A 24,709-nucleotide genomic window follows, 5' to 3' on the forward strand; every position below is an offset into this window, starting at 1 on the left:
GCCATGAGGTTATGTTCTTTGTTACTGAAAAACATAGCCTCCTTCTTGTTGCCTGATTTGCAGAAAAAGAAAGGACTGATGAAAGTGATTGCAAGATTTATGAGAGATACACCTCTCGTAGCCATAGAAATAGAAATGCAACTTATCCCCGGCTTTACACCTCATGCCAGCGGTACATTCCGAAGCCAGCAAAGATATATAAATCTAAGCTCTATTCAATATGAAAAATTGCTGGGGCTGTTATTGAAAGAGATAGAGCTTCAGGCATTTGCTCTGCGAGTGCAAAAGATCATAGGAGAAAGCGAGATAAACCAATTTTAATAAGAATATGCTAAGGCTAAAATCCTCAGAAAGCTGAGGGGTTTAGTGTTGGTATATTTACCATACAGACCTACAAGTACAAAGTAAAATAAGGTACTTTTAATGAAGATGATAATTATCAATACCTTCTTGAATATAATTTTAAAAGTGATTTAATTTGAAACTCTAAAGGACCTAGAATTACAGCTTTTAGAATATGTTTACTAGTATAATTATATAAGAATCCATGGCTCTTTAGGATATATAAAACATATCTTTCTAAAATAAATCAATGTTTTATCTTTATTAATAGTATTCATGCTTCATTTCTACCTCTTTCTTAGTTCTATGAATCCTGCCATGAGGATGGTTAGGGGTAACCTATTTTTTAATAAGTTTAGATAATTGTTAATTAATTGATATAGACTAAAAATTAATGCTACATCAGGAAAATTAAAACAATTGAATTTAATACAAAGAGTATTAGAATGTATTAACAAACATCAGGTATAAAATTATCAAAATAATACTTGTCTAAATGTATCCAGCAATATAATGATATAAATGGAAAAATTCAAAAAGATTGTGAGAGAATTGTTAGAACTTATCAGATGTACCCTCCCACCAAGGGGTAGCAGATACTTACAATATCTTTATTGTCATCTCAAGGCACATAGAGTGCGTGGTAGGAATACAGAAAATAATAAGACAACAAGGAACCTGAAAATGGCTAAATATAAGACTAAACAGCATGTTATTCTAAAATTTATACATGAGGAAAAACATATCGTTTTTAATGATATTGGGAAAAATAGAAGAAAAAAAGAAGTATATGGTGAAATTGAAATTGTTATTGCTATGATGGCGTAGGAATAGCTTATAAAATAATCCGTTTCAACTAGTCCTACAAAAAGTTGCCCAGGCACTATACTTAATCTAAGGAATAAATATGCTGATAGAGTTAAAGATGGAGTTTGGGTTGAGGATATTCTTTTCACTAGCCCCTATGTAGCAGCAGGCTTTGTTACATATGCAAGTGCTAATGGAATAATTATGTGGCTAGATGAAGAAGGAAGGACTCTAAAAGAAATTGAAAATAATGAAGATTAGCTGTACTTCTTATTTAATTAAATTAATTAAAGGATATTATTCGTCTGCTTTTTATTCAAGGGTGGAGAATAATATCCTTTGGGGTTAATAGTATAACCTATTTTTTCCTTGCCAAATACTTAGAATAGCCTTCAAAAATTATCTTTTTATCTAAATTATTATGTGAAAAAGTTTCAACATCAAAAACTGTCATAATATCCTCGAAAGCACCCAGAGCATTAAGGGCAAGTATTAATTTTTCTTTTGTTTCATCTAACTTGTCATACTCTAATTCTTCTAATGCTTTTTTAATTAGAAGTCGAATCTCTCGAGTCCAAATGGCATACCTTCCTGATGTTGCTCTTTCACCATGAGCCTGATCTATTACAGCACGCTCTAAACGTAAATAGACATAATACTTATCTCCATTGCCTTTATATTCAGGATTATAATATGGTTCATTTGATGATAAGGCCTGATAGAAATTTAAAACAATTCTTATTCCATTAATTAAATCTTGTTTTTCATTCATTTTAAATTACCTCTAATAAAAATTTATATTTCCTCAAGCTGTAGTTCTCTTTATAGAATATAATAATGTTTTCTATTTTTAATGCGGCTTTCATAAATCATCTCTTCAATGTTGTAATTGATGCTCATATTGATGTATACAAACCATCATCAGACCGATGCATAGGTGCTGCAGGTTCTGGTTTATGGTTTCTTTTAGAATCTAATCATTTTTTTAATACGTTAAATGGATTTAGTGGTAGCAACGTTACAATTTTAGGTTATCAACAAGAGACTGAAATTAATAAAGATGTTAATATGTATAGTCTATGGGAAATTAGGGAGAAAGGGATAGAGTTAATAGCAAAAAGCACTCTTGATATTATTCCTGAAGATAGTAGTATACTAATACACTTGAATTTAGATGCTATTGCAAAAAAAAGAAACGTATGCTGTTTACTCACCTAGTGAAGAAGGTCTTTCTATTGAAGAAGTAAAGACTCTTTTAAGACAAATTCTTGCTGATTCTAGGGTAATAGGAATAGAGATTACTGAATTTTTTGGTTTATATGATATCGATGAGAGTCAGGCTTTAAAGTTAATTGAGTTAATTGCAGATGCAATAAGAAATTAATAGTTCTGCCAAGGGACTAGTGTCTTTACACGATATCATTATTGTCACCTCAAGGCATATAGAATGTTGCGTACTACTTTGTAGAGAGAACAATAAAAGGAGATTATTATGAAGAATAAGATTTATGATACTGAAAGATTGACTCTAAAAGTGTTGGACAAATCTTTGGCGCAAATCGTTTTAGATTATTATCTAAGAAACAGGTCCTTTTTAAGAGAGTGGGAACCTGTGAGGAGTGAGGAGTTTTATACAAAGACATTCATGGATACTTTATCTGATAAAGTATCATTAACATTGGAACAACTAGATTAATTTATGGATTCATTTTTATTAACACTTCCAAAACAATTTAAAGGAATCTAGGTTCGTGTGTTTAAAATCAAAAAACATATATATATTTATTGTCAAATATTCAATTTTCAAGGTCCATATGAGGATATTTATGTGCGAAGTTTGAGCAAATTATTGTTTAGACATCGGAACTTAGGAAGTATTTATAAAATATTTTCTTTAGTAAATAAGGAAGCTGCCGATATATATTTAGTGTATATTGCGTTCTTTGTACTAGGATATATTGTTTAATCAGGAAAATCAATTAGGGGGAAATAAATATATGTCGGCTAAAATAATTAAAAATATTTCTGAAGATTTAAATCTTCATTATGATGAAAAAGGAAAAATTGCATATGGGTTATATAAAGGATATAAAGTAGTAATCCAAGAGCATAGAGAAGAACGTCGTTTTTATATTAACTTTCCTATAAAACTAACTGAATTAAGTCAAAAAGAAGATTTAGAGAGGTTTATAGGTGAAGTATTAGAGAAGGAAAAATTTGTTTGGAAAGCATTCTATGAAGACTATTGTTTTAAAATACATTTAGTAAAAATAAATAAAGTAAAAAAAGATATGCCTAATATTATAGATACTTTAAATAAAGTAGAGGATTTTTTAAAAAGCAATTATTATAAGCAATGTTGTGAATCTTGTGGAGAAGATATTGATACATCTGTTTATTTGATTAATAAAAACCCACTAGATATTTGTGAAAAATGTTATAAAGATATTATAGATACCTTCCATGATGCACGAACTAATTTTAGAAATCAAAAAAGTAATATAGTAGCAGGAATAGTAGGGGCTTTTTTAGGCTCTTTATTAGGTGTTATACTGTGGATTGTTGTTTATGCCATAGGGTATATTGCTGCTATATGTGGTATAGCTCTTGCAGTATGCACCCTTAAAGGCTATGAAAAACTAGGGGGTAAATTAGATAAAGTAGGAATAGCTATAACAACACTTATCACTATAGTTATGGTGTTTGTTGCTAATTACCTTTCCCATGGGTATGATATTTATGCTGTATTTAAAGATACTGAAGGTATAAATATATTTGAAGGAATACGCTCAGTACGCTTTTTCTTGGAAGAAGTCAACGAATTTAGAAGCTCCTATTATGAGAATTTAATAAAAGGCTATCTTTTTACTGCCTTTGGAGCTGGTTCTATGTTTATTAATACATATAGAACAAAGAGTTTTAGATGTAAAACTAGAAAATTAGATTAAACTTTAAAAATATATACAATCTTAGATAAAGAATACAACGATAAATACCTTTATTCTCTAAAGAATAGAGGTATTTATTGTTGTACGCCCAGCATGGGTGTAAACTAGAAAGAAAATATGAATTTACTATGCAAGAATAAAAAAAGTTTATGCTGTTTAAATCTTTAACAGATATAAGTATGAAACAGGTTAAACAGAGAAATCAGTTTAGTCTATTTTGCATGTTCAAAATTAAATAGATAAAAAAATTCAAAACCTGCTAAAAAACACTTGATTTTTATTAGCAGGTTTTCATGCAAAAAAGGTGCTGATTTTTTATCATCAACACCAAATATTATAAAATCATTATTTCCAGTTTCTAGGTAGAGCAATTGCATCCGTAAGAACATAGATTAATTAAATTATCCATATCTAAAACTTCAATACCATTCCTAGATGTACTTACAATATCCATAGCACGCAATTTTTTCAATACACGAGCTACTTCTAATCGTGTTTCTCCGATAATTTCACCTATTTCAGATTGAGTAAGTCGGATTCCTTTTCCCTGTAAATAGCTAGTATAAATATAAAGAAAATTACAGGTTTTAATAAAGGCTGTATTGTAGGATAGATTAATTGATTCAAACATAAAAAGATTAGAATGACGAATGCAGTAGTCAGTCATAGCCATATGAAAATCAGGATTTTCTAACATTGCCTTATGGAATACTCTCGGAATTATTCTAATAGCTAGTACATCTGTTATGGCAGTTAGAACCAAAGCATCAGATTCGATTTTATACTCATTATCAGTGGGTCTACATAAGGAATATGGAAGAATAGAATTCTTACCATGAAAACAAATGGTTTTTATAGCCCCTTCCTCATGAGTAAGTGATAGCTTAAAAATACCATTAAGCGTAAAATAAAGATATAAGTTTGGATTAATTGATGTGATCTCATATCCTTTTTTTAAATTACATTCTTCGCCCAAGCTGCGTAATAGTGATTCAAATTTACTGAAATGATTTTCAAAATAATATTGTGGAAATCTCATCTTTGGAACCTCCCGATTAGATTATATAATTGGAATAATGCAAGTTTTAAAGCAATGTATATTTATGAAACATACCAACAATTAGGTGCTTTCAATACTTCTATTTATAGGACATATGATATCATCAGAAGATTTTTTCGTCAAATAAGATTTTTATACACTGTGTATCATTTGATATAGAGAGCATTTTTAATATTCAATATAATTTAGCTATAAAGTTACTTTATTATATCCGACAAATAAAAGTCTCTTTAAAGCTGAGGAGAAAAATTATGATATTTCTTTTAAGCTTAAGAAACTTTTAGCACCAGGTGCAAGTAAGAATTAAGGACTTAGTTTTAATTTTAGAGAAGTTTAAACTGAGGAACAAATTATAAGGAGTGATTTTCTTAATGGCAGGTATCTCGTTATTAGTATTAGTGGGAGCTATAGCATTAGGTGTTGCTTTTGGAAAGAATATAGGTATTATTTCTCTAGCAGCAGCCATGGTATTAGGCTTTTTTGGAGGAGTTACAGGTAGTGCAATTGTTGCTGGTTTTCCAACAGGACTATTTTTAAATTTAACAGGAATGTTTTTCTTTTTCTCAATTGCCCAAAGTAATGGTTCATTAGAATTATTTTCTAAAAAGATGTTTAAAAAGATTTCATCTTTAGCGAAATTTTATCCTCTTATGGTATTCTTAGTGTGTTTGTGTATAACCATAGTTGATCCAGGGGGACTGACAGTTTACACAGTTATGCCTTTAATCACAATGAGCATTGGATCTTATATGGGGTATAGCCCTGTTATGATTGGTATCCTTGCAATCAGTGGAGCAAATGCAGGTATGATGACACCTGTAGGTGTATTTGGTAATACTGCCAATATTATTGTTTCAAATGCTGGATATCCAGATTATACATTCCCTATATTATTTAATGGAATGATTATGCATACCATTGTATCTATAGTGATTTATGTATTATATAAAGGGTGGAAAATCAAGGATAATAGACTTAATAATACTTCAACTAACAATGTTTTTGAAGATATAAAGCCATTTAATACTAAGCAAAAAATTACCTTAGTAGTTCTTGTTTGTATGATATTAAGCATAATGTTATTAAAAACCCATGCAGGACTTACTGCCTTCGTATTTAGTTTAGTATTACTTATAGCAAACTGTGCCGATGAAAAAGCAGCCTTTGCAGGTACACCTTGGGAGGCAATATTCCTATGTGTTGGCATCGGATGTTTACTGAATATAGTTGATATTTTAGGTGGCTTAACATTAATGGCAGACTTATTTGCATCGATCGCTACAAGATGGACTGCGGCACCTATTTTAGGATTTACGTCTTCAGTAATGTCATTTTTCTCTTTAGCTATTGCGGGACCTATACCTACACTAATTCCTACAGTTGCTCAGGTAAATGCAAGTATCGGAAATGTATTTCATCCATTAGAATTAATCAGTGCAATTATAAATGGTGGATTTACTGCTACTATAAGTCCTTTATCTATGGGTGGAGCTATGATTTTAGCAGCTTATGACCAACTTTTTAAACCTGATGTTTCTGAGAAAAACAAACTCTTTAGAACATTACTTTTATCTGCTATTACTATTTCAATTATCGCTGCAATATTAGCGAATACAGGTATATATAGAATTCTAATAAACGAATAGTACTAGAATCAAAGGAGGAATTTATTATGGATAGAAAAATTTTAGAAGGAATCATTGATATGCACGTTCACTGTGGACCATCTATAGCTAGTAGAGAGCTAGATGCAGCAGATATGCTAAAGGAAGCTGAAGCAGCAGGATATGCAGGATTTTTGGTAAAGGATCATTACTTCCCAAGTATGCTTGGAACTAAAATGGTAGAAAAGCATTTAGGAAATGGAACATGTAAGGTATATGGAAGTATGTGCTTAAATAACTCCATGGGACTTTTCAACCTAAAGGCATTAGATACTGCAAGACAAATGGATGCAAAAATAGTATACTTCCCAACAGTTTCAACAAAGAAACACATAGATGACCACCAAAGCAAAGGATTCGTTGGTGGTGGAAAATCAAAGATTGATGAAGAACCAGTTTCTTACGTTGATGAAGATGGAAATATGGATCCAGCTGCTATTGAATGTTTAAAATATATGGCAGAACATGATATGGTTTTAGGAACAGGTCATGGTACACTTTGGGAAGTTGATCACTTAGTTAAAAAAGCAGTGGAATTAGGAGTTAAGAGAATCTTAGTAAATCACCCACACTATAATGTTGGTGCATCCTATGAGGATATGAAGAGATGGACAGATTTAGGTGCTTATATTGAATTAAACGTATGTGTTTTTGTTGGTGGTTCAAAGATTGGAAATGTTGAAGATGCTGTTTTCAAAAAAATTATGGATATTGTAGGCGTTGATCGTATTATTATGGATACAGATTTGGGACAAGTTAACAATGGTTCTCCAGTAGAAGGTATGTTTAATTATATTAATTTATTAGAAAGAGAATTTGGTGTTACAGAAGAAGAAATTAATACAATGACAAAGGTTAATCCAGTTAAATTATTTAATCTTTAATATTAATATAGAGACTTTTATTTTTAAATAGATATTAGTTAGTAGTACAGGCGATAAGCTTTATATATGTAGATTCATTATTTTTAATATAAAACACATTTAATTAATGGAGGTAATGAAAATGGCAAGAATAGAATCAGGAAATTGGAACAATTTACCTTGGCAAGAGGTAAGAGAAGGAATAACAAGAGTAGTTTTTGGTATGGGTGCAGACAATATTAACTGTACACTTAACAGAGTTGAAAATGGAAATGAAGTAAATCCACATTCACATCCAGACAATGAGCAAGTTGCATTACTTTTAGAAGGAGAATGTGATTACTATGTTGATGGAGTAGCATATAGATTAACACCTGGTTCATGGGTAACTGTTCCAAAGGGAGTAGAACACTACATTCATGTATATGATAGCCCAGTTCCATGTATGCAAATGGATATTTTCTACCCAATAAGACCAGAATACATTGAATCTTATAGCAAATATTTAGAAGAAAATAAATAATAATTTAATTCTGCTGAGTTGGTTTTATAATTAGCTCAGCAATATTAATAATAAGTAGACTTTAGATAATATATTATATAAAGGGATAGGAGCTATTTTATGAAAATGCGTAACTTAGTTAAGGAAAAACTAGAAGATAAAGGATATGTTCTAGGAGCCTTTGCTGCATCTGGTTCACCTACCAATGCAGAAATTCTAGGAATTAATAATTTTGATTTCATTTTAATTGATATGGAACATGCACAAACAAATATGGAAACTATGGTGGATATGATTAGAGCATCTGAACTATACGAAATGGCACCTTTAGTTCGTGTTTATGATCCAGCCGATGGACCAATGATGGCACGGATGTTAGATGTAGGTGTACATGGTTTAATGATTCCCATGGTTGAAACTCCAGAACATGCAAAATATATTATAGATAATGTTAAGATTGCACCCCTTGGAAAAAGAGGCATAGGGGTAGGTCGTGGTCCTCGTTGGGGATGGTACCAAGATTATAACAAGGGAGAATGCAATGAGAATACTTATGTTATAATGCAATGTGAAACGAGAAAAGGTGTTGAAAATATTGATGAAATATGTGCAACACCGGGTCTTGACTGTATATTTATAGGAACAGCTGATTTATCACAGGATATGGGATGCTTAGGAGATATGAAAAATCCTGAACTTACAGAAGCTATAGATAGGGTATTGAAAAGTTGCGAAAAACACAATATTGTTCCTGGTATCGTTACAGGTTCACAAGAAGAAGCAACAATGAGAATTAAACAAGGATTTAAATTTGTAACTATTATGAATGATCTTGGATTTTTTAGAGCACAAAGTAAAAATCTAATTGATAATGTTAGAAAAAGTATTTCTGAATAAACGTATTTTAAGCAGTATGACTATAATTTTGTAGAAGATAGGTAATAGGTTTAAATAATTTTAATAAAGGACATCTGACAATAATGTGACCCCAAAAAGTTAGACTTTTTTCCAGAGTAGAAATTGATAATGTTTCTACTCTGGTTTTTATTTGTGTTTCTGTAGCTAATTGTTTCCTATTTTAGCGAAAGATGGCTGTCAAGAGCAGAAGCGAAGCGTCTCTTGATTGACAGTTATCGCTAAAATATAATTATCTAAGCTGCAGAATGCAATTTCCTATAATCTATAGGACTTACCCAACCTAATTTTTCCTTAATTCGTTTTTCATTACTTTGCCAAATTAAACAGACCCCTTAGTTAGATTTGTGGTCTAACTTTTGGGGGTCGGCTCATAACCTAGAGTCTTTTACCTTTGTAGGCAATGCCGACCTATTGCCTACCGTGGCTAAGTTGTATTAAAATCCAATAAGGTGTAATATAATACGACAAAACAAACAAACTCCTTAAAGTCCTTACATTTGCTAACATAATAAAATATGTTAAGTTATAGTAAACCACAATAAGCTATTTCAATCAAACATACGGGGCACGTTGAGAGTATAATTCTGATGACGTATTGTGGTGATAAGGAGAAAAATAGGGCTTGACCACAACATATAGTGGTTTAGGGGCTAAAATTGGGTCAAAAAACAGTGAAAAAACACCGTTTTTTGACCCTTAAATATAGGGTGTTTTATAGATGATATATGGTAATTTGAGTGATGACAGATAAAAATTGGAAATATTAGGTTGATAAATGGATAGATGATTTATATACTATAGATGAACATAAGTAGATAATAACGTCATAGTAGTAGAATTATCTTTAAGAATAAAACTTTATATTTTGGGAGGCTAAGAATGAAAAAGTTTATTGATTTTTTAGAAAGACTGGAAGAGAATAAAATTTACTATTCTTTAGATAAAATAAGAAATGATTATATAATGGTTGATATTGCAGTTCCAGGTGAACGATGGGAAGTTGAGTTCGCTACTGATGGTAACATTGTTGTGGAGAGATTTAGGAGTATCGGAGATGTAGAAGGTGAAGAGGCGATAAAAGATTTATTTGATAATTTCTCAGATTAAATATTTTAAATTATATGTACATCATTAGTATTATCTGTTATGGTGGTATCTTTTAATTCACTATAAGTTGTTTTATTAGGAGGTTATTATATGGAAAAAGAATTTGAAATTGCTGGAGCAGTATCTGTACCAGAAGAATTATCTTATGATGAATTTTGGCATACATTCATAAATTTTATCGAATCAAATAATTGGTCATTTGGTGGGGGCATAAATGAAATAATAGATGGTTATTACATCAATGAAGATGGAACAAAAGGTAAACATGTATTTGATGACAGATAATATTTAGTTAGTGAACATCATTTATATTAAACGTCATAATTATTAAAATTAAATATTTAGTAAAGATACCGTATTATTCAGAAATGAATTTTACGGTATTTTTTATGTCACATAACAAGAAAGATGCGACATAACTATTAAAAATGAAGAGGCAAACATTGTACATTGAAAACTGAATAATACGGTATTAAAAAGTAATGTTGTCATAAGTATATTGGTGATATATGGTATAATTGACATATAAGTAGAAAAAGATGACTTAAGAAAGCCAAAAAATACTTAATGAACAGTAGTTTGAATTTGAAAGGAGAATATATGGTAGAACAAATTAATGATAACAATAAAAACACACTATTGATTTTAAATCTTGATAAACTGCATACAACTGACTTGGGGGTAGAACGAATTAAAAGAAATCTATGTTTAGAGGTAGAAGATGTTGTCAATTGGTGTAGGCAAAGAATTCAAGAATCTAATAGTAGTATAGCTAGGAGAGGTAAAAACTGGTATATTAAAACAGCTGATTCTGAGATAACAGTGAATGCTTCAAGCTATACGATAATTACTGCTCATAAGTTAAAAAATAAATAAATTTCACTTTGTAGATTTGAAATAAGTTGATGAACATAGTTCTTATTAAACGTCATAATTATTAAAATTAAATATTTAGTAAAAATACCGTATTATTCAGAAATGAATTTTACGGTATTTTTTATGTCGCATAACAAGTAAGATGTGACGTAGCTATTGAAAATGAAGGTGCAAGTATTGTACATTGAAAACTGAATAATACGGTATTAAAAAATAAAAATATTTACCATAATATACCAAGTAGATTCATTATATATGTTATAATATCCATATAAGTAATTCGTAATAGTAGGTAATGGTGACTTAATATATGGGTTTTGACTATAGAGACAGGAGGGATATAAATAGGAGATTATATAGGAGATTTAAGAAAAATGATAGGTACGAGACCGGTAATTATGTGTGGGGCAAATGTAATTCTTTTAAATGAACAACACCAGATTTTATTACATCATAGGGTTGACAGAGACTGGTGGGGATTACCAGGTGGAGCAATGGAACTCGGCGAAAGTTTGGAGCAAACAGCATGTAGAGAGGTTCTTGAAGAAGTTGGTTTACATTGTAGGAATCTGAAACTTTTTAACATTTATTCAGGAGAAGAATTATATTACAAGTATCCTGATGGGAATGAAGTTTATAACGTTACTGCGACGTATTTATGCAAAGAGTATTCTGGACAGATAGTCGTTGATTTAAGCGAAGGACGAGATGCAAAGTTCTTTTCATTGGAGGATATACCAGCAAACTTAAGTTCAACAATTAAAGGAATTATAGAGGAGTTTCTTAGTAGATATAACGAATTGAAATCACAAGGAATAATTTAACCTTATATCAGAAATCTTATGAACTTAATTTAGGATATATGTTTAGACGGAGAGGTTGGATTGTCAACACTAAACTAGACAGATTTTTTAAGGTTCTGTAATTTATACTCTCTAGGGCTTAAATAATCTAATGTCCCATAAATTCTAGTATTATTAAACCAATTAACATAATCTGCTAGCATGAACTCTAATTGCTCCAAGTTTTCAAAATGATAGTTATTAGTAAATTCAGTTTTGAATATCTTAAAAGTAGCTTCAGCTACAGCATTATCGTAGGGACACCCCTTCATGCTTAAAGAACGTTTGATTTTAAAGGTATCTAGGACTTCATCTATTATTTTGTTTTTAAATTCGTTTCCACGATCTGTATGAAATAGAGTAATATCATATAATCTAGTTTTAATTCTAGTAAATGCGTTATAAACAAGATTTGCATCTTTGCTAGGACCTGCATTATAGCCTATTATTTCTCTATTAAATAGGTCGACTAATAAACATACATAATTCCATTTTTTATTGACTCTAACATATGTTAAATCACTAACTACAGCTGCATAAGGCTGACTTGTATTAAATTCTCTGTTTAATTCATTATCTATCTTTGATTCATTGCATTTATTCACATAAGGCTTATACTGGAAAACCGTATAGTTTGATACTAAGCCATTTTCTCTCATTATTCTACCGATTTTTCTTCTAGATACTATATAGCCTGCTTTTTTTAGCTCTACTTTTATTTTTCTAGTACCATAATTGTTTCTACTTGCTTTAAATATATCTATGACCTTGGGTGTGACTTCATCTGTAGATTCTTTAGCTTTTGATTCATAGTAATAAGTACTTCTACTAACTTGTAGGACTTTGCACATTGCTGATATACTATATTTGTAAGCATTATTCTTGATTACATTTATTTTCGTCCTAATATCAGCGCTGCTTGCTTTAAAATATCATTCTCCATCTTTAGCTGCTGATTTTCTTTTCTCAGCCTTATTAGTTCATTTTCCTCGGGAGACCGATTTTCTTTCTCCTTAAATGAACCAGTAGTTTGACTTCTTTTGATCCAAGTATTAAAAGCAGTTGGTGTTAAATCGTATTCCTTCATTATTTCAGCTTTAGGCTTACCACTTTCATATAACTTTACCATTTGTTCTTTGAATTCTTCAGTATAGGTTCTTCTATCTCTTTTAGCCATATAAACGATTCTCCTTTAATATATTGTTTTTAGTTTACATGACCTTAATTTTATTGTCTAGTTAATTGTAATCTATCCAGGAGCTGTTTCATAACTAATTTAATAATTATGAAACAGCCCCAATCTAATCTGTGAATTTAATTGTTAATGGTAAAATGCAGATAACATTTTATATAATGGTATAAGCTATGTAACTTTTAGGGCTATTTCAGAAATGTTAGGAAAAGATGTGGGATGGGAACAAGATACTTATATAGTTAGCATTAATGAAAAAATGGAAGAGCCTAATAAAGAAAAATCTATTAATGGCAGTTCATAGCGTTGATACAAAAGGAAATTATATAGAAATCCATGGTGTTGGAGAATATTAAAATTATTGGAGTGGATGTCATATGTATTATTTTTCTTTATTTACACTTTTAACATTATCATGTTCAGATGTTATATTGTTTTTTCCTGACTATTATAATTCATTTTTTCCCTTATTTTTAGATATACAGACTATTATGATATTTCTTCCCTCATATTCAATTTTATTTTATGGTTTGTTTGTTCACTTAATTAAAAATAAGTTAAGAAAAAATGCTTTTTTTAGAAATAGCTTAGTTAGTAAACTTATTATATATTTATATATTTCTGTTGTGTCTACTACTTTATTATATATTTAAGAATTTTATTCTCTGAAAATAAAATTCTTGTTATTGTTTTTCAGCATTGTATTAGGTCTTTTAGTTAATACTGTATTAGATATTCTATTTAATAAAAATAATTGTTGCACATAGTTTTTAAACTACGTTTTATCAGTTGAGTTCTGTTATTTAGATTAAAATAGGAATTATTTTATTTTTTGCAGAAACCTTTCATGTCACACTAATGATATTAATATGTCAAACGGTTTAAACCTAATGGGAACTGTAGTCAATCCGTAAGAAAAATTATTAAAGATTTACAATATCACGCAATTACATTGTAGAACCTAATATAAAGGGATTATTTGATAATGTAGATCTAGCAAAATTTCTAAAACAAAATATTATGGGAAAGTTGGGCATATCTAGATAATGAAAATAAACTTGTAAAAAATATATATGAAACAATAGAAAATTCTCTTTTCTGGATTTAATCTTATTTTGATTCCTGCCAGAAAAGAGAATTTTATTTTCTAAGAGCATAGATTACTTTACACTGCCAATTTTCTACCCAGTGCTATTATTAATCGATAGGTTTAGAGGTCTAATTATATAATGTTAATTTGAGATAGAAATACCTATTTTGCCAAAGCGGATTCCACTTCTTAAGTCCTCTAATGCCTCATAAATATTATCTAAATTATATATTTTATCCACTATTGGTTTGATATTATATCTTTCAATAAAGTCTAGCATTTGATTAAATTCCTGTGTACTAGCCATAGATGTTCCTACTAAACTAATCTGAGGGAAAAAGATATTACGTAAAGGTAAATCGATACAACCTCCAGAGGTCGCTCCAAAACTAATAATTTTACCATTGGGTTTGATTATATCAAAATATTTAGCGAATGTAGCAGGACCTATACTATCCAAGATAATATCAACTGTATTTAATTTTATTTCTTTAGACCAATAATCATTGCTATTAAGCACTTTATCTGCTCCTAATGAAAGTGCTTTTTCTAAAGTTTTTTTATTGCGAGATGTGGCTATTACTTTTGCACCTATTGCTTTGGCAAATCTTAAAGCAAAAGTTCCAACACCACCTCCAATACCAGGAATTAAAACAGTTTGACCTGACTGTAAGTTTCCTCTTGTAAAAAGAGCTCTATATGCTGTCATAGCAGATAATGATAAAGTTCCAGCCTCATTCCAATTTAAGAAATCAGGTTTTTTAACTATATTTTTATATGAGATAACAATATACTCAGCAAGTGTCCCATTAGTTGGACCACCTACTATATTTAAAACCATAGGTATTTCATTTGGTTTTTCCCAGTTTAAAGTAGGGTTTATAATAACCTTTTGGTTTATTAATTTTTCATCTAGATTCTTTCCAACTTCAGTAATAATACCTGCACCATCAGACCCTAAAACAAAGCTTTTATATTCTTTATGGCTCCCTCCAATTAGAAATAAGTCACGTCTATTTAGTCCAGCTACCTTTAATTTAATCTTTACCTCATTTTGTTTTGGATGTATATCAGGTATATCTTGGTAGTTGGGAGTATTTTTACCATTACTTGCATCATAAACTACTGCCTTCATAATTTATACCTCCTTAATTAGATTATTTTTCTTCTTGTTTAATTATACTGGATATACTAACATTAGTATAATGAATAATTATGATGAAAGGTATGAGGGATAACTCATGACAATAACAAAAATTGAAGTTTTCTTAAAGGTAGTTGAATTAGGAAGCTTTACAAAAGCTGCTAAGGTCTTAAATATGACACAGTCTGCTGTTAGTCATGCTATTAATGGATTGGAAAAAGATTTAAAATCAATACTTTTAATTAGAGACAAAAAGGAAGGAATTATATTAACAGAAGTAGGTCAAAAATTGTTAGGACCAATGAGGAATTTAATAGGCCAAGTAGAAAATATTAAATTTATAGTTAATTCTACAAATAATTTAGAAACTGGAAGTATCAGAATAGGATCTTATGCAAGTGCATCTTCCTGTTTGCTGCCCAAAATTCTAGTTGAATTTGAAAAAAAATTTCCTAAAATAGACCTTGTTTTTTTTGAAGGAAATTATGATGAAATAATTGAATGGCTAGAGATTGGAATTGTGGATGTTGGATTTGTAATTGAAACTGATAGAAAATTGAATTTACAACGTGTTCCAATTATTAAAGATAAATTGGTTGTAGGGTTTTATAAAGGGCATAAATTTGAAGATAAAGAAAACATAAATATAAAAGAATTAAAAGATGAAATATTTATTTTACCAAAAGGTCCCTATAGGAAACAAATTGATATGTTTTTTCACAAGAATAGCATTGTAGCTAATACAAGGTTTGATGTACATGATTGCAATACGATCTCTAATATGGTGGAATCTGGATTAGGCATTACAATAGGTTCAGAACTATTTCTAAAGACTCAATCAAATATTTTAACAGCTAATCTTACTAATACTATTACACGTGATGTATATTTAGCCTGTAGTTCATTTAGTTCAACTTTATCTGTAGTAGAGCAATTTGTAAAGGTTTCTAAAGACGTATTTCCAATGTAAATGATTTGGTTTTTTATTTGACTAAATTTAATTTGGATATTTATGATAATATCATCTTTTTAACATAGATGTTTTGAATTATTTAATATAACTTTTGTTTTTTCTATACCGCAGGTTTGATTTATAATAAAGGTAGATATTAAAAAATAGGGCTAAATTACTATTAATTTAGTCCTATTTTAATTAAAGTAAACAGAAATTTTGCCGAAAAATATGGTGTATTTTGTCATTTGTAGGAGAATTTGTTGTTGAAACTTAATATTTTAGCTAAATTAGGAGAAAAAGATTTGCAAACTATTTAGGAGGAGATAAACTAATGTCTAGAAAAAAATAAGAAAACTTGCTGATGGGTTAAATCTACAGTGTGATACTAAGAGTAGGGTTATATATGGTTTATATGGAGGATATAAGGTAACAATTCAACAGCCTCAAAAACAAACATTTTATTTTATAAATATATCTATAAGACCATCTGAGTTAAGTCAAAAACAAAGTTTAAATATCTTTTTAGAAGAACTTTTACAAGAAAAAAACGCAATTAAAAAAGCAACTTATGAAGAAAATTCCCTCAAAATACAAGTAGTAAAGGGACTTACATTAAAACAAGATATATCTAATATCATAGATGTATTAGAGAAGATAGAAAGATTTGTTAGAAATAATCACTATGAGATGTGTTGTGAATTATGTGGCGAAGTAAAGGAGAATCCTGTTTATTTAATTAATGATACTCCACTATGTATTTGTGACAATTGTTATAATAAAATTATCCAAAATTTAGATAATGCGCAGCTTAGCACGCAAAATAAGTCAGACAATACAGTAGCTGGTACAGTTGGTGCATTTTTAGGTTCACTGTTATGGGTTTTAATTTGGGTTGTTGTTTATGCAATGGGTTACATTGCCGTTATCTGTGGAATAATCCTTGCCATTTGTATTATTAAGGGATATGAAAAATTTGAAGGAAAATTAAATAAAATATGGATAACTATAACGGTAATCATGACTATATCTATGGTATTTTTTGCAAACTATCTATCATATGGATATGAAATTTATTTAGCATTTAAAAATACAGATAATATAAATATTTTTGAAGGAATACGTTCAGTAAAATTCTTCCTAGAAGAATATCCAAATATCAAGTCTTCTTTTATTGGAGACCTATTATTAGAATACTTTTTTACAATCATTGGGTCCGTATTTACATTCATAAAAGCATATAAAACAAGCAATTTTAAATACACTACTAGAAAATTATAATAATTAGATTAGAAGTAAATTACTTAATATAAATAAATCTGAATTTATATAGGCAATTAAAATATTTTGTGTAAACAGCATAGAAATACTTTTCTTTGTTAATCATTGGAATAGATAAACAACCAATAATTATAAGGGAGAGTATTTTAATGTCCAAAATTTCTAAGGAGATTTTGAAAAATTATGTTAATAAATAAACCTTTATACTGAAAAAACGGTAAAGAGATCAATGATATTGATATTAAGTTGGATGAGTTTCAAAATAATCTTTTAGGCTGGCAAACTTCAAACGAGATCATAATAAAGTAGATGATAATTTGTTTATACGATATTTAATAGATTAATTCAACTGGTGGTTGAATATGAAATGGATAAACAACTATAACTCCATTGACGCATCTATTATAAGCTTATATACTTTTGATTAAAGGAGAGAGTTTTAAATGAAAGAATTTAGATTTTCAGACAACATAATAGTGAAGCGAAAAAAGTTGGGAATGACTCAAGGAGATGTGGCTACTTATATAGGTGTGTCAGGTTCAGCAGTGTCTAAATGGGAACAGGGATTAAGTTATCCTGATTTAACCTTGCTACCCAAGTTGGCTTCTTTGTTTCATATAACCATTGACGAGTTGTTGGGGTATGAGCCACAACTTACTACCAATAAAATAATGGAAACTTATCATATCTTTTCAAAACGGCTCAATAAAGAGCACTTTGAAACGGTTCAAAAAGATGTTGAGAATATGATAAAAGAATATTATTCATGTTTTCCACTATTGGTAAGAATTTCTCAATTTTATATTAATCATTATTCCTACTCACAAAATCCGCAAAGGGTTTTGGACCGAATTATTGAGTTGTGTGAACGTGTAGTTGCATTGAGCGACGATTATAAACTAATACAAGAAGCACAGACTATTTATGCCACTACATTGCTAATCATGAACAAGCCCCAAGAGCTTTTAAAAAATGTTGGATCCGAAGTGCCCATTCAATTTGGTGTAGAAAAACTAATAGCAAAAGCCTATGCGATGCTGAAGAATCATGATAAGGTCAAAGAAATATTGCAAATTAACGCATTTCAACACTTGTTTAGTATGGTATCAAGTGAAATAGAATTTTTAAAATATGCTTCAGATAATCAGAACTTATTTGATAAGATGATCAATCGCTTGGAAAAAGTGATTGATCTATATAATATTGAAAAATTAAATAGTCATATAAAACTGACTTTTTACTATCAAGCCTCTTTAGGGTATATGAAACAGCATCGGCATACAGATGCGTTGTGTATGTTGGAACGATTCTATCATACATGTAAATATCTATCATTTCCTATGAAAATTTCTGGTGATGATTATTTTTATACCGTTGATAATTGGATTGAACAGAATATTAATGCAGGCCCTTATGCTCCACGCAATGATCAGGTGATCAAAGAAGATTTGATCAATATGATAAAGAAAGAATTGTTGTTTGTTCCGTTACACAAAGACCCAAAATTCAAGTTGATAATCAACAACTTGGAACGTATTTTTCAATCTAAGTGAGAAAAGGGATCAATAAGTTGAATAGATGATCCGTCAAGTGATTTCAGAAAAAATTATGATATGGAGGATATGATGATAAAAGAAGATATAAAAATTCCAATAGATCATGGAAGAAGACAAATCGCTGCAACGGTAGAAAGACCTGGGAGTGGAAAAAATTCTGACATTCTCATTGTTATGATTCCAGGAAGTGGACCAGTTGACCGAGACGGTAATATGAGAGGAATGAGGGCAAATATCTATAAACAACTTGCTGGTGCATTAGGACAGGAGGGATTCGCTACATTAAGATATGACAAAATTGGTATAGGAGAAAGTAAAGGCGACTTTAACTGTGTAGGACTTGAGGATGCTGTTCAATGTGTAAGTGACATCATTGATTATTGTAATTTATCTGAGGATATGGCATTTAGAAAAATTTTTCTGTTGGGGCATAGCGAAGGAACGATTATAGCCACACTATCTGCCAGTCGAAAACAGGTGAACGGAATCATTTTATTGTGTGGTGCCGGAACATCATTGAAAAGTGTTATAACTTCTCAAAATGAGTTATTATTATCAGAAATTGCTAATAAATCTGGATTAGCTGGAATGATTTTACGTAAGCTTATATCTCCTAAAAAACATCGACTCAAGCAGCAAAAACTATTTGATAAAGTTATGCAAACAGAGGAACCTACTGTAAGAATAAGTGGGAAAATTGTTCAAGCTAAATGGTTAAGAGAGCATTTAGCTCTAAATGACCAAAAAATTTTAGAGTTGTTGTCCTCTTTAAATTGCAAGGTGTTGGCAATTCATGGAAGCAAAGATGTACAATCGCCAATTAAACCTTTCTACTGTTTGAAAGGTTTAACTTTAGACAATATTCAAACGATAATAATTGATGATATGAATCATATGTTGAAGAATCAAAAAGAATCATGCTCTTTATTATTGTTGAAAAAAATCTATAAAAAGTTAGCCAATGAGCCAATAGTTTATGATCTTATCCATGAGATTGAGAATTGGATTCAAGCTATAGGATGATAATGTTAGAGATATTAGCCATAAGAAAAGTGATTCCTGTATTAATTTTAGGATTGATAGTTAGAGGGGTTTTGGGAGTACAGAAAGTAATATTTTTAATGCCTGAAATAGAAAGTGAAATTGTTGCTTAACTGGAATCTAAGTAAGTAACTATTTTTATGGCTATGCTGTAAACATTATCGTTTTTTAGTTAATATTTATATTTTTTTAAAAAGAGGTGAGAGATATCATGGAAGAAAATAAAACTTCAAAAATTAAATTATTATATACTATTAAGATGTCTAAGCACTTGACACAGCTTTCCAGAGGATGGAAAGGAGCAGCAATAGGATTAGGGATTGTATCTTTATTATTATATTTGGTACAAGCGTATTACATGATAGGAGGTCGTGGAATCGTAGATTACATGATTGGTAGTGTTGTTTTTCTATTTACGATGATATTAGTATCTGGATTTATTACATTATTCATTCATTGGATAAAGAAAATACCTTCGATGTATATGTGGATTGCACTCACTTGCTTTTTTCTAGTGTTCATATGTTTCATTGGTCCTGTTAAATTAATGTTTATTGTCTCAATATCCATCATAGTTTCTTTCTCTGTTATAGGGAGAGTAATTTGGCATATGTTGAAGGGTAAATATCGTCAATCAAGTAAGTTATCAAAAATAATGACAATTATTCTATTAGTTTTATCACTTGCCTATATTCTTATGGGTAGCTATTGGTTGTTTCATAATGGTGATAGCGAATTACCAATGTTATATAAACTGAAGACTAAGAAGCCAACAGAACAGTATTCCCTTCCATTGGTTAATCCGTCTGAATCGGGGCGCTATCAAGTAAAGACATTATCGTACGGCAATGCTAACAGCTATCGAAAGGAATTCAATGCTGAAAATTCACTAATTACGCATCCAGTAGATGGTTCGTCATTTGTAGAAAATTGGTCCTCCATCCGTACTAAAACATTTGGATTTGGGCCGGATCAAATGCCGCTTAATGGAACCGTATGGTATCCTGACGGAAAAGGAACATTCCCCTTAGTTATCGCTGTTCATGGTAATCATCTATCCACTGATTATTCAGATCTTGGATATGCTTATTTAGGAAACTTGCTTGCTAGCAAAGGTTATATTTTTGTATCAATTGATGAAAACTTTCTGAATACTTCGCCATATGATGACTTATTTATGCTGAAAGTATTAAAAAAAGAAAACTCAGCTCGGGGATGGGTTATTTTAGAGCATTTAAAGGTTTGGAAGCAGTGGAATTATACAAAAGATCATCTATTCTTCAATAAAGTAGATATGAATCAAATTTCATTGATTGGACACTCTCGTGGCGCTGAAGCGGTGGCGATAGCTGCACTATACAATCAATTGCCTTCTTTACCTGAGAATGGAAATATCAAATTTGATTATCACTTTAATATTCGCTCCATTATTTCTATCGCAGGCACTGATAGTCAATACAAAGCTGCAGGACAACAGACCTATTTAAAAGATATCAGTTATTTAGCAATTCAAGGGTCCCATGATATGGATGTAAGTTCGTTTGACAGTGTTAATCAGTACAATAGAATTGATTTTACAGAAGACAGTGACCATTTTAAATCCACCATATATGTGTATGGTGCCAACCATGGACAGTTTAATACAAAATGGGGGAAATATGACGGAGTGGGTTTAGGTAACAAGTTATATAATACAGCAAAAATTTTATCTCAAGAGAAACAATTACAAATAGCGAAAGTATTTGTCTCTTCATTTTTAGAAACAACTTTGAAACAGAAAGCAGAGTATCGAAGTATATTTCAGGATATTGATTATGCTAAAGATTGGCTTCCAGATACTATGTATATTAGTGATTACTGGGATGGAAATACACTTCTTGTTGCAAATTTTGGCGAAGACATTGATTTGTCTACGACAACGTTGAAAGGTGGAAAAATTATTGGAAATGGGCTGACACAGTGGAATGAGGAAAAAGTTAAGTTGAAATATGCTGAAGGAATAAACAGTGCTGTTAGGATTGATTGGAATCGCACAAGGGATAAAGATATTCCCAGCTATACGATTATTTTAGATGACACTGAGATAGTGATAGATGAAAAAAAATCTATCGTTTTCTCAATGGCAGATCGTGACAAAAGAAAATTGAATACGCAGGACTCTATACTTGATTTGTCTGTGCAGGTAGAAGATAATACTGGTAATATGGCAAGTATACCATTAAATAGTTTTGGAGGTTTATTACCAATGTTTAATGGAGATATTGTAAAATCGCCATTTACGTCTTTTCTACCAACTAAAGAACCAATATTTCAAAACTTTACCATTAACTTAACAGAGTTTAATAAAGTTAATCCGAATTTTGAATCTGAAAACTTAAGTAAGGTTAGATTTATCTTTGATAAGACAAATAAAGGATCGATTTACTTGAGCAATATTGGGCTTCGCTAAAAATTTGGATATAATCAGAATTGGAGATGTGAATGTTTTGTTGACATAAAGTTAAGAGGATTTTATGAATTTTGTTCCTCAAATTTGGACGGAGAGAGGTATCCTAATGAGGAATGTATTTTTTTCGTATTATAGTATAATTCAATATATTTAAATATTTCTTTTTGAGCTTGTTCAGGAGTTGCAAAATGAGCATCTTGAATAAGCTCTCTTTTTATTGTTTTGTAAAAGGATTCCATCACTGCATTATCATAAGGATTTCCCTTTCTACCAACTACCTTTCGAGAAAATATATCAATAAATACTGCAAGATAGAGGGTTCCTTTTCTAGTTGGTACATATGTAATATCACGTACCCAAATTTTATTTTTGGTATCCGTAACGAACATTTGATTAAGTAGATTAGGCCTTTCTTCACCTCTATTTTTTTGATTATATTTTTTATAACTATATCTGGTTCCTTTAGGACATAGATTCATTTCACGCATTAATCTAGATATCCGCTTACGATTTACATGAATTCCACGTTGCTCTAGTACTTTTCCTATACGAATAGATCCGTGTCTACCTTTATTTTCATCAAAAATCTCTTTGATTACTTCCTTCGATGCTTCATTTTCTAGATCACGTTTGGACGGTTTATGATTTAAATATTTATAATATCCAGCTCTTGAAACTCCCAGTGTTCTGCAGGCCTTCTTGATGTTCAAGGAATCTTGATTATCTTTAATGTATTGAAATCTCACTTGTTCTTTCGCTTCAAGAAGGCCTGGTACTTTTTTAGCATATCCAATTCTTTTTTCAATTCTGAATTTTCTTGGCGTAATTTTTTAATTTCATATTGATAAGAATAGAGTGCAGTTCCATGTCCTGGGAATGCACTCTCTCCATATTCTTCATATTCATTTATCCAGCGGTATAAAGAATTGTAATGGATACTTAATGCTTTTGCAGCTTCTGCAACGGGCATATCATCCTCTAGTACTAACTTAACTGCTGAAATCTTAAATTGTTTGTCGTATGAACGTCTTATAAAGTAGTCATCCTCTCATATTTTTCTCTTATCTTTGTGTCTACTTTATTATACCACGTCCACAGTTTTATTATTTTAACTGTCTACTACAAGGGGAGCATATCAAAATAAGTATTTGAAGGTTTTGTTGCTTACAATTTTGATACAAAGAGTATTAGAATGTACTAGCAAATATCAAGATAATTCTTGCCTAAATGCAGTGAATAATGTAATGGAAAGACAAAAATTAGTCTGGAAACCAGTGAAAAAACACCGTTTTTTAACCCTTAAAAACAGGTGGAAATATAGGTGACATTATATAATTTGGATGATGATAGGATGAAATTGAGAAAAATAGAATTTAAATAATGGGATTATTGGTTGATAGACTGGCAGATGAATTATATACTATAGATGAACAAAAGTAGTAAAATATGAAGTAAATAGGATTAATCTTTTATAATAAAACGAGAAAATAATAATGAAATATCCATATTGTTCAAAAGAAATGAAAAGAGGTGGAGTTAGAGTTGTCAATTCAATGCTGAAGGATATTATTGTGATGAATGTATGGTGGAAATTTTATACAATTTACACCATTAGGATGTTGTGATATATTGATTATATTGAAATCCAATAGATTGGAAAATGTAGGGGGAAAAATGGATAAATTTCAAAGAGGTATTGTTATAATTACTTTTGCTTCATTGGTAATATATGCAGTTCTTTCAATAGTGAATGTTGAAAAATCCTCTAAGTGGATAAAGTGGTATTTGCAAATGGGTGTGGAGGAACAGAGAAAATATGATCCTCGAATTGCAATATACTGTTTGAAAAAAGTGCTTGTTATAATGATAGCAGTGGGTATATCTGGATTTTCATTGTCTTGGTTTATTAATCCTGTAATTTCTATTATAACATTTGGAGTGATTATGGTTATATTTGTTTTTTCTATTGGTTATATTGGACCAAATAATTGCTTACTAGTAGAAAAAAAAGTAAGGTTGTAATCGCAAAAAATAGATTTGTAGAGTTGAATAAAAGTACAGTTTTTAGCCTTGGC

At 30.3% G+C, this 24,709-nt stretch carries 23 protein-coding genes and 1 pseudogene; 19 read left to right on the plus strand and 5 right to left on the minus strand.

Going from position 1 to position 24,709, the window contains the following annotated elements; genetic code table 11:
* The first annotated feature begins 18 nt into the window (after positions 1-18).
* Complete coding sequence (locus tag RBU61_RS05250) at positions 19-321, plus strand: hypothetical protein (protein ID WP_308878554.1); 303 nt, start codon at positions 19-21, stop codon at positions 319-321.
* A gap of 1,186 nt (positions 322-1,507) precedes the next feature.
* Here the strand turns inward: RBU61_RS05250 and RBU61_RS05255 are convergent.
* Positions 1,508-1,921 (minus strand): hypothetical protein, encoded by a 414-nt coding sequence (locus RBU61_RS05255; protein WP_308878556.1) that lies wholly within the window; start codon positions 1,919-1,921, stop codon positions 1,508-1,510.
* Between the two features lie 402 nt (positions 1,922-2,323).
* On the opposite strand from RBU61_RS05255, the gene RBU61_RS05260 reads away from it, so the two are divergent.
* From RBU61_RS05260 to RBU61_RS05270, 3 genes are all read left to right on the plus strand, one after another.
* The gene (locus RBU61_RS05260; protein WP_308878558.1) at positions 2,324-2,533 is read left to right on the plus strand and encodes a hypothetical protein; all 210 of its coding nucleotides are present in this window, start codon (positions 2,324-2,326) and stop codon (positions 2,531-2,533) included.
* Between the two features lie 108 nt (positions 2,534-2,641).
* Positions 2,642-2,845 (plus strand): hypothetical protein, encoded by a 204-nt coding sequence (locus tag RBU61_RS05265; protein WP_308878560.1) that lies wholly within the window; start codon positions 2,642-2,644, stop codon positions 2,843-2,845.
* A 301-nt stretch (positions 2,846-3,146) separates the two neighbouring features.
* Positions 3,147-4,097, plus strand: coding sequence for a DUF1097 domain-containing protein (locus RBU61_RS05270; RefSeq protein ID WP_308878563.1), 951 nt, complete (start codon positions 3,147-3,149; stop codon positions 4,095-4,097).
* Between the two features lie 358 nt (positions 4,098-4,455).
* Here the strand turns inward: RBU61_RS05270 and RBU61_RS05275 are convergent, their stop codons facing one another.
* Complete coding sequence (locus tag RBU61_RS05275) at positions 4,456-5,136, minus strand: Crp/Fnr family transcriptional regulator (protein WP_308878565.1); 681 nt, start codon at positions 5,134-5,136, stop codon at positions 4,456-4,458.
* A 392-nt stretch (positions 5,137-5,528) separates the two neighbouring features.
* Between RBU61_RS05275 and RBU61_RS05280 the strand changes: the two genes are divergently transcribed.
* The 8 genes from RBU61_RS05280 to RBU61_RS05315 all read left to right on the plus strand — a co-directional run bounded on the left by RBU61_RS05280 (position 5,529) and on the right by RBU61_RS05315 (position 11,911).
* Complete coding sequence (locus RBU61_RS05280) at positions 5,529-6,803, plus strand: SLC13 family permease (protein ID WP_308878567.1); 1,275 nt, start codon at positions 5,529-5,531, stop codon at positions 6,801-6,803.
* 26 nt (positions 6,804-6,829) lie between these two features.
* Positions 6,830-7,705: a DUF6282 family protein gene (locus RBU61_RS05285; RefSeq protein ID WP_308878568.1), complete on the plus strand. Its 876-nt coding sequence runs from the start codon at positions 6,830-6,832 to the stop codon at positions 7,703-7,705.
* A gap of 121 nt (positions 7,706-7,826) precedes the next feature.
* A complete protein-coding gene (locus RBU61_RS05290) occupies positions 7,827-8,207 on the plus strand; it encodes a cupin domain-containing protein (protein ID WP_308878569.1) in 381 nt (126 codons plus the stop codon).
* A gap of 99 nt (positions 8,208-8,306) precedes the next feature.
* The gene (locus RBU61_RS05295; RefSeq protein WP_308878570.1) at positions 8,307-9,083 is read left to right on the plus strand and encodes an aldolase/citrate lyase family protein; all 777 of its coding nucleotides are present in this window, start codon (positions 8,307-8,309) and stop codon (positions 9,081-9,083) included.
* A 900-nt stretch (positions 9,084-9,983) separates the two neighbouring features.
* A complete protein-coding gene (locus RBU61_RS05300; protein WP_308878571.1) occupies positions 9,984-10,211 on the plus strand; it encodes a hypothetical protein in 228 nt (75 codons plus the stop codon).
* Positions 10,212-10,301: 90 nt separating this feature from the next.
* The gene (locus RBU61_RS05305) at positions 10,302-10,496 is read left to right on the plus strand and encodes a hypothetical protein (RefSeq protein WP_308878572.1); all 195 of its coding nucleotides are present in this window, start codon (positions 10,302-10,304) and stop codon (positions 10,494-10,496) included.
* A 315-nt stretch (positions 10,497-10,811) separates the two neighbouring features.
* The gene (locus RBU61_RS05310; protein WP_285622428.1) at positions 10,812-11,087 is read left to right on the plus strand and encodes a DUF3781 domain-containing protein; all 276 of its coding nucleotides are present in this window, start codon (positions 10,812-10,814) and stop codon (positions 11,085-11,087) included.
* Between the two features lie 374 nt (positions 11,088-11,461).
* On the plus strand, positions 11,462-11,911 hold the full coding sequence (locus RBU61_RS05315; protein WP_308878573.1) for an NUDIX hydrolase: 450 nt from the start codon (positions 11,462-11,464) through the stop codon (positions 11,909-11,911).
* 74 nt (positions 11,912-11,985) lie between these two features.
* On the opposite strand, the gene RBU61_RS05320 is transcribed toward RBU61_RS05315, so the two are convergent.
* A protein-coding gene (locus RBU61_RS05320) for an IS3 family transposase (RefSeq protein WP_308878574.1) occupies positions 11,986-13,106 on the minus strand; the annotation gives its coding sequence in 2 pieces (ribosomal slippage) (positions 11,986-12,857 and positions 12,857-13,106; 1,122 coding nt in all).
* A 1,247-nt stretch (positions 13,107-14,353) separates the two neighbouring features.
* Positions 14,354-15,346 (minus strand): zinc-binding dehydrogenase, encoded by a 993-nt coding sequence (locus RBU61_RS05330; RefSeq protein ID WP_308878575.1) that lies wholly within the window; start codon positions 15,344-15,346, stop codon positions 14,354-14,356.
* 106 nt (positions 15,347-15,452) lie between these two features.
* Between RBU61_RS05330 and RBU61_RS05335 the strand changes: the two genes are divergently transcribed.
* From RBU61_RS05335 to RBU61_RS05360, 6 genes are all read left to right on the plus strand, one after another.
* Entirely contained in the window at positions 15,453-16,325 is an 873-nt protein-coding gene (locus RBU61_RS05335; RefSeq protein WP_308878576.1) for a LysR family transcriptional regulator, read from the plus strand.
* 672 nt (positions 16,326-16,997) lie between these two features.
* Positions 16,998-17,588, plus strand: coding sequence for a hypothetical protein (locus RBU61_RS05340; RefSeq protein WP_308878577.1), 591 nt, complete (start codon positions 16,998-17,000; stop codon positions 17,586-17,588).
* Between the two features lie 443 nt (positions 17,589-18,031).
* Complete coding sequence (locus RBU61_RS05345; protein ID WP_308878578.1) at positions 18,032-19,141, plus strand: helix-turn-helix transcriptional regulator; 1,110 nt, start codon at positions 18,032-18,034, stop codon at positions 19,139-19,141.
* A gap of 72 nt (positions 19,142-19,213) precedes the next feature.
* On the plus strand, positions 19,214-20,167 hold the full coding sequence (locus RBU61_RS05350; protein ID WP_308878580.1) for a serine aminopeptidase domain-containing protein: 954 nt from the start codon (positions 19,214-19,216) through the stop codon (positions 20,165-20,167).
* Positions 20,146-20,298: a hypothetical protein gene (locus RBU61_RS05355; RefSeq protein ID WP_308878582.1), complete on the plus strand. Its 153-nt coding sequence runs from the start codon at positions 20,146-20,148 to the stop codon at positions 20,296-20,298. Before RBU61_RS05350 ends, RBU61_RS05355 begins: the two co-directional genes overlap by 22 nt.
* 98 nt (positions 20,299-20,396) lie before the next feature.
* Positions 20,397-22,634 (plus strand): hypothetical protein, encoded by a 2,238-nt coding sequence (locus tag RBU61_RS05360; protein WP_308878584.1) that lies wholly within the window; start codon positions 20,397-20,399, stop codon positions 22,632-22,634.
* Positions 22,635-22,696: 62 nt separating this feature from the next.
* Here the strand turns inward: RBU61_RS05360 and RBU61_RS05365 are convergent.
* Positions 22,697-23,667: pseudogene (locus RBU61_RS05365) on the minus strand (IS3 family transposase).
* A 641-nt stretch (positions 23,668-24,308) separates the two neighbouring features.
* Here RBU61_RS05365 and RBU61_RS05370 point away from each other — a divergent pair.
* Entirely contained in the window at positions 24,309-24,656 is a 348-nt protein-coding gene (locus tag RBU61_RS05370) for a hypothetical protein (protein ID WP_308878585.1), read from the plus strand.
* Positions 24,657-24,709: the final 53 nt, after the last annotated feature.

Origin of the sequence: Tissierella sp. MB52-C2 (assembly GCF_030931715.1) — a bacterium.
Taxonomy (GTDB): Bacteria; Bacillota; Clostridia; order Tissierellales; family Tissierellaceae; genus Tissierella.

What these genes read in the sequence shown, in the direction of transcription:
- RBU61_RS05315 (WP_308878573.1), top strand. Translation starts at nt 11,462, where the DNA reads ATGATAGGTACGAGACCGGTAATTATGTGTGGGGCAAATGTAATTCTT.
- RBU61_RS05260 (WP_308878558.1), top strand. Translation starts at nt 2,324, where the DNA reads ATGCTATTGCAAAAAAAAGAAACGTATGCTGTTTACTCACCTAGTGAA.
- RBU61_RS05285 (WP_308878568.1), top strand. Translation starts at nt 6,830, where the DNA reads ATGGATAGAAAAATTTTAGAAGGAATCATTGATATGCACGTTCACTGT.
- RBU61_RS05255 (WP_308878556.1), bottom strand. Translation starts at nt 1,921, where the DNA reads ATGAATGAAAAACAAGATTTAATTAATGGAATAAGAATTGTTTTAAAT.
- RBU61_RS05340 (WP_308878577.1), top strand. Translation starts at nt 16,998, where the DNA reads ATGTGTTGTGAATTATGTGGCGAAGTAAAGGAGAATCCTGTTTATTTA.
- RBU61_RS05295 (WP_308878570.1), top strand. Translation starts at nt 8,307, where the DNA reads ATGAAAATGCGTAACTTAGTTAAGGAAAAACTAGAAGATAAAGGATAT.
- RBU61_RS05265 (WP_308878560.1), top strand. Translation starts at nt 2,642, where the DNA reads ATGAAGAATAAGATTTATGATACTGAAAGATTGACTCTAAAAGTGTTG.
- RBU61_RS05270 (WP_308878563.1), top strand. Translation starts at nt 3,147, where the DNA reads ATGTCGGCTAAAATAATTAAAAATATTTCTGAAGATTTAAATCTTCAT.
- RBU61_RS05370 (WP_308878585.1), top strand. Translation starts at nt 24,309, where the DNA reads ATGGATAAATTTCAAAGAGGTATTGTTATAATTACTTTTGCTTCATTG.
- RBU61_RS05360 (WP_308878584.1), top strand. Translation starts at nt 20,397, where the DNA reads ATGGAAGAAAATAAAACTTCAAAAATTAAATTATTATATACTATTAAG.
- RBU61_RS05335 (WP_308878576.1), top strand. Translation starts at nt 15,453, where the DNA reads ATGACAATAACAAAAATTGAAGTTTTCTTAAAGGTAGTTGAATTAGGA.
- RBU61_RS05300 (WP_308878571.1), top strand. Translation starts at nt 9,984, where the DNA reads ATGAAAAAGTTTATTGATTTTTTAGAAAGACTGGAAGAGAATAAAATT.
- RBU61_RS05275 (WP_308878565.1), bottom strand. Translation starts at nt 5,136, where the DNA reads ATGAGATTTCCACAATATTATTTTGAAAATCATTTCAGTAAATTTGAA.
- RBU61_RS05280 (WP_308878567.1), top strand. Translation starts at nt 5,529, where the DNA reads ATGGCAGGTATCTCGTTATTAGTATTAGTGGGAGCTATAGCATTAGGT.
- RBU61_RS05345 (WP_308878578.1), top strand. Translation starts at nt 18,032, where the DNA reads ATGAAAGAATTTAGATTTTCAGACAACATAATAGTGAAGCGAAAAAAG.
- RBU61_RS05350 (WP_308878580.1), top strand. Translation starts at nt 19,214, where the DNA reads ATGATAAAAGAAGATATAAAAATTCCAATAGATCATGGAAGAAGACAA.
- RBU61_RS05330 (WP_308878575.1), bottom strand. Translation starts at nt 15,346, where the DNA reads ATGAAGGCAGTAGTTTATGATGCAAGTAATGGTAAAAATACTCCCAAC.
- RBU61_RS05290 (WP_308878569.1), top strand. Translation starts at nt 7,827, where the DNA reads ATGGCAAGAATAGAATCAGGAAATTGGAACAATTTACCTTGGCAAGAG.
- RBU61_RS05305 (WP_308878572.1), top strand. Translation starts at nt 10,302, where the DNA reads ATGGAAAAAGAATTTGAAATTGCTGGAGCAGTATCTGTACCAGAAGAA.
- RBU61_RS05310 (WP_285622428.1), top strand. Translation starts at nt 10,812, where the DNA reads ATGGTAGAACAAATTAATGATAACAATAAAAACACACTATTGATTTTA.